Here is a 12,936-nt window from a genome sequence, read left to right on the forward strand (position 1 = left end):
ATGCAAAAGAACAATAGTCCATATACTTCCCTGACGGGATGCACGTTTCTCTATTATGAGTTCAAACGCATCCTTCCCGTCTTGATGAGTGCGGATGCTGAAAAGCTGTTGAAGGAAGAGGTTGAAAACAACCAGATCCTTCAAGTCAATTCCCGCACCTCACGCCAGCGTTTTGCCGTGGAGTTCAAGCGGCGTTATGCAGCCGTACCAGCACAATTCTGGAGAGAATGGCTGCATTGGAGCGAAGCAGGGCAAAGGGCTGGCCTGTTTTATGCCATCCTGAAAGCTTATAAGCTCGTATTTGACTTTCATGTCAATGTGGCCATGAAGAAGTGGAACTCCATTGACCATAAGCTCACGGCTGACGACATACAGATGGAGTTCAACGAAATCTCCGCGCACGATGCTTTTGTGGACGGCTGGTCGGCTGCCACGAAAAAGAAATGTGCCAGCTGCTATCTGACCATCCTGCGGCAGACCGGATTGCTGCAGGAGAAAACGGACGAGCTGACTCCGGTCAAGCCCGATCCGGAAGAATCGGCTTATTACATCCATACGGGCGAGGAATGGTTTCTGGAAGCCTGTTTCCTTTATCCGTATGAGATTAACGAAATCAAATCCCATTTGCCATGAAGAGAATGACCGTAGACGAGTTGTATGAGTATCTTTGTTCGCCGCTGTTCCTCGACGAGAAGAGCGGCAACATCTTCTACAACTATTACATATACCAGTATCCTGCCAGCCAGGAATACGAGATGCGCCGGCAGATACAGGAGTTCAAGCAGAAGCTGGAACGTCCCACCAACTTTGTCAACGCCCTGGTGTTGGATTTGTTCCGTGTGTTCTGCGAGTATCTCCAGAATGAGAAGTTCGGCGACACGTCGTTGCTGGAAGACACGTTCGAGGGCGACAGGCTCCATCCCGACATGGTGACCACGGAACTGACTTCGGAGGCGAACTCCGACAACTTCATCCGCTTTGTGCGCGATAAGATTGAAGCCCACATGGCTCTGAACGACGGCTACAACAAGCCTTACGTGTTCATCCACGGCATCGGCAAGATGTTCCCTTACCTGCGTACCAACGTGTTTCTCACCCGGTACGAGAAATACAATGATACCTCGCGGTATAAGATTATCCTCTTCTATCCGGGACATCAGGAGGGAAATTCCTTCAGTCTGTTCGACATACTGGAGGATTCCCATACCTACCGTGCCATCTTATTAGTCAACAAATAACGCTTCCGATATGAAATTCAAAGAACTATATTCAAAAGGTCTCGACCGCAAAGTGAATCCGGCTGTGTCGGCATCCGACCTCAGTGAAGATACCGTGATGACTGAAATCGTGGAATACGTGTTCACCGAAGAAATCGTCATCAACCTCTATGACATCCTGGTCAATATCCGCCAGAACCAAGGCAGCCACGTAGGCATTTGGATTAACGGCTATTTCGGTACGGGTAAGTCCCACTTCCTGAAATATGTCAGCTACTGCCTCAATGCCCATTACAGCGAAATGGCTTTCATGCGTCTGGAAGAAGCCATCGAGGAAATCATGCGCAATTCCAATGGCATGACCAAGCTCGACGACCACGGCGTTTCCCTTTCTGAAATCCAAGCGTTGAAGAAATGGTATTCCACGCAGGCCGATGTGCAGATGGTGATGTTCAACATCGGCGACGTACACGATGCCAACGCCAACCAGGCCCAGGCATTCACCACCATCTTCTGGAACCAGTTCAACGCGCAGCGTGGCTACAATTCGTTCAACCTCGCTTTGGCGCAGTATCTGGAAAAGGCGTTGGACGATGACGGCAAGTTCGGCGAGTTCAAGGATTATCTGAAATCCAAAGGTTATGATTGGGAACGTAACATCTCACGTTTTGCCGCCGGGCGGTTAGACCTGGCCTTGCAGATGGCCAAGGAGGTAGACCCCACGCTGGCTACAGATGTTATTCGTACCAAAATTCTAAACAACGACATCAACGTATCTGTGGAATCGTTTGCGGCGGAGATGAAGGAATATATTGACGCCAAGCACAACCGCAACTTCCGCTTGCTCTTCTTTGTCGATGAGGTGAGCCAGTTCATTGGCGAGCACCGCGACCTCCTGCTACAACTCCAATCGCTTGTCAAGCGGTTGGAAGAAGTCTGCGAGTCGCGGGTATGGATAGCCTGCACCGCCCAACAGACACTGGAAGAGGTGGTGAGCCACGTGGGCGGCAGCACCACCAACCCGGAGGATGAGGTCGGAAAGATTCTCGGACGTTTCGAGGTACGCGCTTCCCTGCAAGGCACTTCGCCGGAGTATATCACGCAGAAGCGTATCCTCGACAAGAAAGGCGAAGCGGAAGTGATGCTGGCCGACATGTATGCGAAGGACAAGGCCAAGCTCGACGCGCAGTTTGTCCTGCCCAGCACCTACAAGACCTATCGCGACAAGGACAACTTCGTGGCCTACTATCCGTTTGTGCCCTACCAGTTCCAGCTCATCAAGAAAGTGCTCGACTCCTTCGAGACCATGAACTATGTGGACAAGCAGGTGAAGGGCAACGAGCGTTCGCTCATCAACATTACCTATTCCATCGCCCGTGAGACGCAGGACATGGAGGTGGGTGAGTTCATCCCGTTCGATAAGTTCTTTGGCGCGATGGTACAAGGCTCCATGCAGCACCTGGGGCAGCGGGCTTTCGAGAACGCACGCCAGGCACTCGATGTCATCGAGGACGAGAAGAAACAGGCGTTCTACCGCCGCGTGGTCCATATCCTCTTTATGATATGTAACTTGAAGGAGGAAGACAAGCAGCAGTTCTCCGCCACCATCGACAATGTGGTCACCCTGCTCATGTCGAAAGTGGATGCCAGCAAGGCGGCCATCAAGCAGGAAGTGTCTGCCGTCCTGGCCTATCTCATCGACAAGGCCGTCATCCGGAAGGTGAAGACCGACGCAGGCAGCGAAATCTACGAGTTCTTTACCGAGGAAGAGTCGAAGGTGGCCCAGATTATCAAGAACCAGCAGGTGGACAGCAACACCTACAGCGACGAGCTGCGCAATATCTTCTTCGCTCATTTCGGCAATCCGTCCAACAAGGAGCAGTTCGCCACCCGTTCCTTCACGGTGGGCATCAGCATCGACGGACGGAATTACCTCAGTAATAATGCGGACATCCAAGTGGACTTCGTGACAACGGCCAGCACGGACAACCCCGACCAGTATGCCTTCAGCCTGAACAACAGTCCGCAAGGCACTCACTTGGTGTTCTTCCTTTACCCGTTGCTCAAGGAGAACCAGGAACTCCGCGCCAACTTTCTTTACTATTGCCGGGTGCAGCGGTTCGCCCAGGAGCCTGCCATCAGCGAGGAACGCCAGCGCACCAAGGAAATCTTCAAGCAACGTGCCAAGGAACTTTACGAAAAGGAAATCAAGCCCCAGTTCCAGCAGATGCTCGACACCTGTCCCGTCATCTCCTGCGCCAACGCCCTCTCGCCTTCCGAGACGGGAACGGCACGGAAGGCTGAGCGTTACAAAACCCTCCTGGCTCGACACATGGAGACGCTTTATCCATTCGCCAAGCTCGCAGACAATCGGGAAGTGCCACGCACCAACCCCGAACTGTCAGCCAAGATACTCCGCCCGATAGATCCGGGTCTGCTTGTGACTCCCACTGCGGCAGAGGAGAAGGTGAAGAACTGGCTTGACCGCCAGCCGCACGATGTCACCGTGGCCGATGCCTTGCGACAGTTTGCCCGTGTACCTTACGGTTGGAGCGATTTCGCCACCATCTATTTCCTGAACGAGTTGGTGCGCCGCCATCTCTATGCCTACAACTACATGGGCAACCCCAACGTGAGCCGTGAGGACACGGCCCGGAACATTGTGCGCGATGCCGCGAAGTTCACCGTCGAACGGGCCAAGGCCATCTCGCAGGAACTGCTCAACGCATTCATCGAGGCGTGGAAGCACATCTTCAACGTGGTCTCCGTGAAGGGCAGCAACGACAGCACGGAGCTGTTCCGGGCTTGCAAGGAGACCGATGACAGTGCGCTCAACCAGCTATTGAAGAACTATCGCGACCTTTCACGTAAAATCAACGGATGCCCCTTCGCGCATACCATCGACGAGGCCATCACCCTGATGGAGCAATGGCTCACGGTGCGCGATCCTCAGAAGTTCTTCGAGACCATCATTGCCGCCCGTGACGAAGCCGCCTGTCTGTTCGACCGCTGCAAGAGCATCAACATGTTCTACGGCGAACAGTACGACCGCTACAACGGGGTGTGCAAATTCATTGATGACAACCGCGACAACTTCGACTTCCTTCCGGCGGAGGGCCAGGAAACTGTCGCCGCCCTGCGTGCCATCCACACAGATGAAGAACCTTGGACGAAGATGCCTGCCTACATTAAGATGAGGAAGGCCATAGAGACACAGCTGCAGCAGAAACGCAAGGAACTGGTGGAAACCGTCACCGCCCGCTACAACGCCGTGTTCGACGAACTGGAGAAGTATGCCGGAGAGATGCACGTGGCCCGCGACAAGTTTGCCCGTCGTGACAGTACCATTGCCCTGAATACCCGGACGAACAACTTTTACGCCCTGCAGGCAAATGCCGACACCTCGGCTTTCTACGAGGAACAGATGCACCGCATCAATGCCGCCATTCCTTCGAAGCCCTATACGCCTCCGACACCGCCTGCCAATGGAGGCGGCTCGGTACACGATGACGGCGGACAGCCAGCACCTCCACAGCCCAGGCCGCGTGTGCGGAAGATTGTCCGTTTGAACACGCACACCACCGAACCGATGCACACCGAGGCCGATGTAGACCGCTACTTGCAGTCGCTCAAGGTGCAACTGATGCGGTATATCAATGAAGACAACGACATTATAGTAAGCTAAGCATGGAAACGAACAAACTGAAACGCTTCGCAACCGAAGCACGCAATATATTGATGCAGGGCGTTGCGCACCGCTTCACCGCCCTCGGCTTCCGAGCGGACGGCACGCCCGTGGAAGAGCCGCAACTGCTGGGCGGCGGTGCCACCTTCATGGGCGACACTGTGACGGAAGATTTCTACCACAAGTGGCAGTCACTGGCCGCTGCCATCCGTCGGCATGGACTGAAAGACGTGGCAGAAGAAGCCGCCTACACGTGGTTCAACCGCCTGATGGCCATCCGCATCATGACCAAGAACGGACTGATACCGCCCGTGCTCCAGTACGAAAGTCCCGGTGTCTACGTGCCGCTCATCGTGAGCGAGGCGCGGCAGGGACGCTTGCCGCAGATGAGCGAGGAAGAGAGAAGCAAGTTGATGCCGCTGCTCGACGACGACAGTCGGACGGCGGAGCAGTTCAGCCTGCTCATCGTGGCCTTCTGTCATGCCACGCCCGTCATCCATCGCTGCTTTGGACACATCGCCGACTACACCGAACTACTGCTGCCGGCCAACATCCTGGCCGAGGGTGGCTTTGTAGATCTCATCAACCACACGGACTTCATCGCGGAGGAGGACTACCTATCCAGCGAACTCATCGGCTGGCTCTACCAGTTTTACATCGCCGAGCGTAAAGACGAGGTGTTTGCCCAGAAAGGGAAGTTCACCGCCAGCGAGATTCCTGCCGCCACGCAGATATTCACGCCGGGCTGGATTGTGAAGTACATGGTGCAGAACACCGTGGGTCGCATTTACCTCAATAACAATCCCTATGAGACGGAAGTGGCGCAAGACTGGAAATATCTGGTGAATCCCTCTGAGCCTACCCCGAACGACCTTATCTTTCGTTACGATGACCTGACCGACCTGCGTCTGGCCGACCTGGCCTGCGGCTCCGGCCACATCCTGGGTGAGATGTTCGACATGCTTTATACCTTATATATCAATGAGGGCTACAGCCGCCGCGAGGCCATCGAACACATCTTCCGCCGCAACCTGACGGGCATCGACATTGACACCCGCGCCAAGCAGTTGGCACAGTTCGCCCTGCTGTTGAAGGCTTGCCAGCGTGATGCCTCCTTCGCCGACTGCCACTGCATGCCGCGTGTGCTGGATATGCCCAAAGCCGGACTGCCCTTGCCGGCAGATACCCGTTTGGCAAACGAGATTGAAGCTATCAACAAGACGCTGGTCGATGCCGACACTTTGGGCAGCATCATGAAGTTTAGCCTTTCTCCGGCAGCCCGTGAATGGGTAGCTTCATTGGGAGAAGAGAACGAAGCGGCGCAGTTGGTGCTGGCACTGACGGAAAAGTACGCGGCATTGGTGATGAATCCTCCTTATATGGGTAGCGGGAATATGAATGCTGTGTTGTCTAACTATGTAAAGAAGAATTATCCCGAAGGAAAAGCCGATTTAGCAACCGTCTTTGTGGAAAGGATGCCGCAACTCTTGCAGAAGAACGGACGATACAGTTTTATCATTCCGCCCTCGTGGATGTTCCTTAGCACCTTCGAAGGTTTGAGAAAACAGATGATCGAACACGAAACGATTGATTCGCTCCTGCACCTTAGTCGCGGTGTCTTCGGGGCGGACTTTGGCGCATCGTCGGCAGTCATCATCCATGGGGAGAGCCAAGAGTCTTACGGCACATACTTCCGATTGGTGGAACGCACTTTCCAAGAGTTCGACCAGAAGCATCTGCGTATGCTCTTTGAACAGACATTGGCCAACCACGACTTCAAGTATAACTTTAAGGAATATAATAAAGACGTTACCTCCTTGCCTTACTCCGAAAAGGGCAACCGCATCTATTATCCCCACATCTCCCAACAGAACTTCAAGAAGATTCCGGGATGCCCGATTGGGTATTGGGTGAGTGAAAAGATGATAAAGCTTATTCAAAATAATAAGTCTTTGTCTGAATTAGGGATAACAAGAAGAGGATTACAAACAGGAAATTCACTTCGATTTATCAGAGAATGGTTTGAGATTAATTATAAGGATTTCTTTATACCTATATTAGAGAAAGAAATTAATCCATTATGTAATAGTTTTAAATGGTTCGTCATTAATAGTGGCGGTTCATTTAGAAAATGGTATGGTAACTTATGTAGTGTGGTTCTATGGGAGAATAATGGTGCAGATATAAAGAGGACAAATAAAGCCATTATTCCTAATGAAGAACTATATTTTAAAGAGGCTATTGTATGGAATAAAATTTCTTCGAATGCTTTATCTTTCCGAATTCAAGAAAAAGGAATTATACCAGGTGATGCCAGTCCTGCTTTTTATACTCAAAACAATAATTCTATATTAGGAATTCTTGCTTGTCTCAATTCAAAAACTATGCCCTCATTATTGAGGATATATGCTCCAACTTTAAATGCGCAAGTAGGAGACATCAGTAAAATCAGCATTATTTTATCCGACACAATACATATATCCTCCTTCGTCTCCCAAAACATCTCCATCTCCAAATCCGACTGGGACACCCACGAGACCTCCTGGGACTTCGAGGAGAACGAACTCGTCCGCCTCAGCAAGGAGCAGGGAGAAGGCCCGCACCGCCTCTCCGACCTGATGGAAGCCTACAAGGAGCATTGGACGGAGCAATTCCTCCAGCTTCATGCCAACGAAGAGGAACTGAACCGCCAGTTTATCGAGATATACGGCCTGGAGGACGAACTGACGCCCGACGTGCCGCCGGAGGAAATCACCATCCTGCAACAGGGAGAACTATCGTTTAACTAAAAAACTACAAAGCGAAAGATATGGACACGAACTATGCAGACAATGAAACATATAGGCGCATTCATTTCGCTGTAATGGCGATAGAAAGCGGAGCGCGCAAGTTGGGTATTTCCGGCAAGGAGATGCATGACAGGCTGCGGAAACAGGGATTGATACACCGTCGTCTTATCAAGCGGTACGAAGACCTTCATACCCAAAGTCTTGACTGGGTGGCAGACGACATCAGTGAAACGCTATTAAATTGGGAGGCAGAAGTATGATTACTCTATTCCATGGGTCATATACACCCGTACAAGTACCGTTGGTAAAACTGGGCAGGAAGAAAGTGGATTTCGGACAAGGATTTTACCTTACCAACCTGCGCACGCAGGCAGAGTCATGGGCAAAGACGATAGCGGAAAGGAAGGGGCGTAATGCCCAACCAACCGTCTCTGCATTTTCGTTCGACTACGATGCGGTAAAGTCTGGCGGATATAGGATAAAGACATTCGAGAGTTACAACCTTGAATGGTTGGAATATGTGGTGGATTGCCGTAAAGGCGGTATGGAACAGCAACAGTATGATGTAGTCGAAGGCGGCGTAGCTAATGACAATGTCATCGACACGGTTGAAGACTATGAAAACGGCATCATTACAGCAGAACAAGCGTTGGGACAGTTGAGATACAAGAAGGTGAATCATCAGATTTGCATCTTGAACCAAGACATCGTGGATAAGTATCTTTCATTTACTTCGTTTGAAATACTAAAAATGGAGGATTGATTATGAGAGACACCGTACTTTGGCGCAAACAGAGCCGTATCATCATGAAGTTAGCCGATGCTTTGCAAATTGACGCGGAGCGGGCGCTTGACCTTTTTTATTCTACTAAGGTCTATCAGCAGTTGGCAGACCCGAAATATGGTTTGCAACTGATGAGCGACGACTATATCTTGGAAGAACTGATAGAAGAGTTAAGAGAACCGCATTGAAGCAAGAAAATATGGTAGAAAAGACAACATACAATCAAGAAATGACGAACGCTCCGGCTCTGACCTCCGACCAGATACCGCCTTCGTATGCCCGATGCTTCCAGGCGGACTGCCCGAAGGCGGACACCTGCGCACGTTTCCTGGCCGGCAAGTACATCCCGACGGGTAAGGTGTGGGGCGATGCCGTTTATCCCACGGCGCGGCAGGGCAATACCTGCACGATGTACAAGCAGACGCGCGTCATCCGCGCCGCCTACGGTTTCAAGGCCCTCTTTGCCGAGGTGAAGCAGAAAGACGACACGCCCCTGCGCAACCGCATCAAGGCGTATTTGGGCGGAAACACCACGTACTACCGCTATCATCACGGCGAGAAACTGCTTACGCCCGAGCAACAGGATTGGATTATCAACCTCTTCCGCCGAGCGGGATATACGGAGGAGCTACACTTCGATGGGTATCGGGAGCTGTATGACTTTAGCCCGACCTGACTACCTGACAAGGGCAGCCAGGTTCCCAAGGTTTGGTAGCGTGATTACCAAAGTGTGGGAGCGTCGCTTCCAAAGCATGGTAACGACATTACCAAGGCATGGAAGCCAGACTACCAAAGCAGGGCAACCCACCTGGTAATGGGCGAAGACGATATATAGGTAGTGAAAACATTTGATTATCAATAAAGAAGAATATAAAAAGAACAGAACGATGACTGAGAACGAAGATATAAAAAGGCGTATGGTGTGGCACACGGACGTGGTGGTGAAGCAACTCCTCTCCTACGCCATCGGCTGCGTCATGGGACGCTACAGCCTCGACCGCAAGGGACTCATACTGGCCAATCAAGGCGACGGGCCGGAACAATACCACGCGCTGGTGCCCGGCAGCCGCTTCGAGCCGGACGACGACGGCCTGCTGCCGCTGATGCCCAGCGACACGGACTTCAGCGACAATGCCACGACGGTGGTCAAGCGGTGGCTCGCCGTGGCCTTCGGCGAAGACACCTTGGTGGACAATCTCAACTGTGTGGAAGCCGCCTTGGGTAAGAGCCTGGACGATTACTTCGTGAAAGACTTCTGGAAAGACCATAAGAAGATGTACCAGAACCGCCCCATCTATTGGCTGTTCTCCTCGAAGAAAGGGGCTTTCCAATGCCTGGCCTATATGCACCGCATGAACGCCTACACGGCAGAGCGCATCCGCACGAAATACCTCCTGCCCCACATCGAGTGGCTGGTGCAGCGGCAAACCGAGATGGAGGCCAACGCCGCCAACCTCAATGCCCGTGAGCGCAAGCAGCTGGACAGCATCACGCGGCAGATAGCCGAGTGCCGCGAATACCACGACCGCCTGCACACCGTGGCCGATGAGCAAATAGCCTTCGACCTGGATGATGGTGTAGTGGTGAACTATGGGAAGTTTGGAGATGTTTTAATGAAGTTGAAATAAGACAAAGCATAGAACAATGGACGAACTGCAATTATCAAATTTGTCACACATACATCAGGCTTATCGAAGTAACCGTTTAGTCATCTTTGTTGGTGCTGGAGTTTCACGGAACTCTGGTGTTCCAACATGGGATGAACTTATTGCTGCAATGAAGTCTGAATTGCCTGCTGATTTAAGATTTGAGAATGACGCTTTGAAAATAGCACAACTCTATAAAGATGCAAGAGGCTATAAGGAATATATGGATAAGGTAAAGGATATTTTACTTTATAATAAAACCACCCCTAATCCTTTGCATAAAAGAATACTGTCTTTAAATCCAAGCCATATTGTCACAACCAATTATGACGATTTAATAGAACAGGAAATACAAAATGAATACAGTCAATATACTATAATTAGGGAGGATAAGGATATTCCCCAGATGGTATATCCTAATTCTTTAATTAAAATGCACGGGGATTATGTGACCAATAATATCGTACTTACAGAAACAGATTATTATAACTATAAGAATAATTTTCCACTTGTTCGCGCTTTCGTGCAATCCTTATTTGCAAGTAAACTTGTCTTATTTGTAGGCTTTTCATTTGCAGATTTAAACCTCAAGATAATTCTTGAAGAATTGAAAGGTATATTGTCGGATCACATGCAAAGGGCTTATTTGTTATCTTGTGATGAACCTAATCAAGTCGTCCGAAATTATTTTGAGAATAAGGGTGTTAATGTTGTATATTTTAGCGAGAATGAGATTGATTCGATAAATGGTTCTGATTATTCGATAACTTCTCTTAACGGTAAGGGCTTGTTGATGGATAAGGTACTATTTGCTATCCAGAATTACAGTAATACATCTAAGAAAGACATAGCAAGTTATGTATATAATCGCATTAAATCCTATTATAAGGAGATGCGATCATTTGGCGATGGCTTAAAATATTTTTTCCCAAATTATTCCAGTATGAGATGGCATACTCATTCATCAGGAGTACAAACATTCTTACCGGATTTCACAGAATTAGAGAAAATTACAAAAGACGATCAAGGGAAAAGACTATTTTTACATAAGCATCCTGATATAGATTTAAGCACTTTGCTTAAACTTGCCTATTATAATTATTTGAATGAAATTGATGGAATAAAAATTCTTGATGACAGATTTGAAAACAACATAAGCAAGTATATTCCCAAAACAACAATAGATTATTTGCGTCAGTTCGATTTTTCAGCAATGGAAAAACGAATATTACAACTGCGCTCAACAGCGTTACAATATAGTATTGACGACTTGGAATATCCTTTCACTTTATATCTTTTGGGCGACTATGCTGGAGCTATTAAGCAATATGCTAAGTTACTGCCAATGTATTGGAATAGACAAAAATACATATTGTATTTTATTTGTAGATATAACATGTGGTCAATACGATACAATGTTAAATGGCAAAAAGATTGGGACATAACAACTGATGTCGAACGGGAATTACAACTTGCTTTAGACACTAACTTAGAAGAAATTTTGAATAAATTGCCTCTTGATTGGGAGATAAAAAAGATATTTCAGGATTTAATTTCTTATAGATCCATTGGAGGCCGTTTAGTAAAAACAGAACACTTTAGGGAGGAGATTTTTAAACAGAAAAAAATGACAGAAAAAGGAGGTTGCTCCATTAACAGCAACATTCTTTTATTGCTTGGTGCATATCAGCGTGAGTATCTATTTTGTGTAGCCAATCATATTATATGTAATAATAGCAGTTATTTTAAATCTCTCTGTTATAATACGGTATCTGGTATTTTGAATAGTTTCTCAACTCCTGCAAATAGTATGTTTGGAGGTCTTTTAGTATCAACAAGGATAGAATCATTAGACCAGTCTATGCTTAAAATTTTAATTTTCGATATAGACAGGAAAAATCTAGAATCTATTTTGAAAGGATATGATATTGAAACATTAAAATTTCATGATTCAGGAATTGAATATATAAATTTGTGCCTACAGGGTCTCGCAGATTCCAATCGTTTTTTATATAAAAGTAATGATGCGTTTCATCCTTCATTATGTAACATATTGCTTTTAATTTCCAAATCTCAAGCGGATGCGATTAACAATGAATTATTATATAAGGTATTACTAAAATATTGGAATTATGAATTTCATATTGGTCACGGAGTAATAGAGAATATCATTAGTCGATTTGAGCTACCTCAAAGTTATGTTAATGAGTTAATCAGTAAAATGCTGTATGCAACTCATAGTTCTTTGAATTATACAGGTTGCATAGAAAAACTTATATCTCGTACTACTGAATTTACAGACATTCGTATGGATTCTTTTAAGGAACATGAAGCTATAAGAAATTTGCTGGTTATATATCCTGCATGTCCAGATGAACAAAAACCAATGCTTCTAACTTATTGCTTGGATAATATTGAAGATTTTTGGTGTTATATTCGTTTTATTTTTCATAATCATATTATTCAACAATCAGATGCCAGAATTAAGGAATTATACAATAAATATAACAAGAACTTAGATGAGCATGATTGTTATATTCTTGCCAAAATAAAAAATGATTTAGCATTTGCAGCTCTCCATAGCTTTATTGATGAAATAGCTATTTCCAATGAATGTTTAAAATTCTTCTTATCACCGAAGGAATATAAGGATTTTGATAATGTAAATGTTGAATGGATTTTCAAATTTAGTCAAGAAGAAAGAGAAGAATTTTTTAAGAATGAGGTTTATAAAACAAAGCTTAAAGAATACATCAATTCTCATTGGCTAAGTAAAAGTGATATGAAATATCTTATAAGTCTTTTATAAATTAGA

The 12,936-nt window shown here is 47.5% G+C and carries 10 protein-coding genes; all 10 read left to right on the top strand.

What is annotated here, in order from left to right; translation table 11 throughout:
• The 10 genes from H6B30_RS12985 (at nt 1) to H6B30_RS13030 (ending at nt 12,930) form a co-directional block, all read left to right on the top strand.
• On the top strand, nt 1-633 hold the full coding sequence (locus H6B30_RS12985) for a BrxA family protein (RefSeq protein WP_205111281.1): 633 nt from the start codon (nt 1-3) through the stop codon (nt 631-633).
• On the top strand, nt 630-1,238 hold the full coding sequence (locus H6B30_RS12990; protein ID WP_022384499.1) for a DUF1788 domain-containing protein: 609 nt from the start codon (nt 630-632) through the stop codon (nt 1,236-1,238). Before H6B30_RS12985 ends, H6B30_RS12990 begins: the two co-directional genes overlap by 4 nt.
• Nucleotides 1,239-1,248: 10 nt before the next feature.
• The gene (brxC, locus tag H6B30_RS12995) at nt 1,249-4,902 is read left to right on the top strand and encodes a BREX system P-loop protein BrxC (RefSeq protein WP_205111283.1); all 3,654 of its coding nucleotides are present in this window, start codon (nt 1,249-1,251) and stop codon (nt 4,900-4,902) included.
• Between the two features lie 2 nt (nt 4,903-4,904).
• The gene (gene pglX / locus H6B30_RS13000; protein WP_205111285.1) at nt 4,905-7,691 is read left to right on the top strand and encodes a BREX-1 system adenine-specific DNA-methyltransferase PglX; all 2,787 of its coding nucleotides are present in this window, start codon (nt 4,905-4,907) and stop codon (nt 7,689-7,691) included.
• A 20-nt stretch (nt 7,692-7,711) separates the two neighbouring features.
• The gene (locus H6B30_RS13005; RefSeq protein WP_205111287.1) at nt 7,712-7,951 is read left to right on the top strand and encodes a DUF3791 domain-containing protein; all 240 of its coding nucleotides are present in this window, start codon (nt 7,712-7,714) and stop codon (nt 7,949-7,951) included.
• Nucleotides 7,948-8,454 carry a DUF3990 domain-containing protein gene (locus tag H6B30_RS13010; protein ID WP_205111289.1) on the top strand — a complete coding sequence of 169 codons (507 nt, stop codon included), beginning with the start codon at nt 7,948-7,950 and terminating at the stop codon, nt 8,452-8,454. The genes H6B30_RS13005 and H6B30_RS13010 overlap by 4 nt, the downstream gene beginning before the upstream one ends.
• A gap of 2 nt (nt 8,455-8,456) precedes the next feature.
• Entirely contained in the window at nt 8,457-8,663 is a 207-nt protein-coding gene (locus H6B30_RS13015; RefSeq protein ID WP_205111291.1) for a DUF3791 domain-containing protein, read from the top strand.
• An 11-nt stretch (nt 8,664-8,674) separates the two neighbouring features.
• The gene (locus H6B30_RS13020) at nt 8,675-9,151 is read left to right on the top strand and encodes a DUF6078 family protein (protein WP_239484029.1); all 477 of its coding nucleotides are present in this window, start codon (nt 8,675-8,677) and stop codon (nt 9,149-9,151) included.
• Between the two features lie 211 nt (nt 9,152-9,362).
• On the top strand, nt 9,363-10,103 hold the full coding sequence (locus tag H6B30_RS13025) for a hypothetical protein (protein ID WP_205111293.1): 741 nt from the start codon (nt 9,363-9,365) through the stop codon (nt 10,101-10,103).
• 16 nt (nt 10,104-10,119) lie between these two features.
• Nucleotides 10,120-12,930, top strand: coding sequence for an SIR2 family protein (locus tag H6B30_RS13030; RefSeq protein ID WP_205111295.1), 2,811 nt, complete (start codon nt 10,120-10,122; stop codon nt 12,928-12,930).
• Nucleotides 12,931-12,936: the final 6 nt, after the last annotated feature.

It is taken from the genome of Marseilla massiliensis (genome assembly GCF_016899955.1).
GTDB lineage: Bacteria > Bacteroidota > Bacteroidia > Bacteroidales > Bacteroidaceae > Prevotella > Prevotella intestinigallinarum.

Coding starts and splice junctions, on each gene's coding strand:
- H6B30_RS12985 (WP_205111281.1), top strand. CDS start 1: ATGCAAAAGAACAATAGTCCATATACTTCCCTGACGGGATGCACGTTT.
- H6B30_RS12990 (WP_022384499.1), top strand. CDS start 630: ATGAAGAGAATGACCGTAGACGAGTTGTATGAGTATCTTTGTTCGCCG.
- brxC (WP_205111283.1), top strand. CDS start 1,249: ATGAAATTCAAAGAACTATATTCAAAAGGTCTCGACCGCAAAGTGAAT.
- pglX (WP_205111285.1), top strand. CDS start 4,905: ATGGAAACGAACAAACTGAAACGCTTCGCAACCGAAGCACGCAATATA.
- H6B30_RS13005 (WP_205111287.1), top strand. CDS start 7,712: ATGGACACGAACTATGCAGACAATGAAACATATAGGCGCATTCATTTC.
- H6B30_RS13010 (WP_205111289.1), top strand. CDS start 7,948: ATGATTACTCTATTCCATGGGTCATATACACCCGTACAAGTACCGTTG.
- H6B30_RS13015 (WP_205111291.1), top strand. CDS start 8,457: ATGAGAGACACCGTACTTTGGCGCAAACAGAGCCGTATCATCATGAAG.
- H6B30_RS13020 (WP_239484029.1), top strand. CDS start 8,675: ATGGTAGAAAAGACAACATACAATCAAGAAATGACGAACGCTCCGGCT.
- H6B30_RS13025 (WP_205111293.1), top strand. CDS start 9,363: ATGACTGAGAACGAAGATATAAAAAGGCGTATGGTGTGGCACACGGAC.
- H6B30_RS13030 (WP_205111295.1), top strand. CDS start 10,120: ATGGACGAACTGCAATTATCAAATTTGTCACACATACATCAGGCTTAT.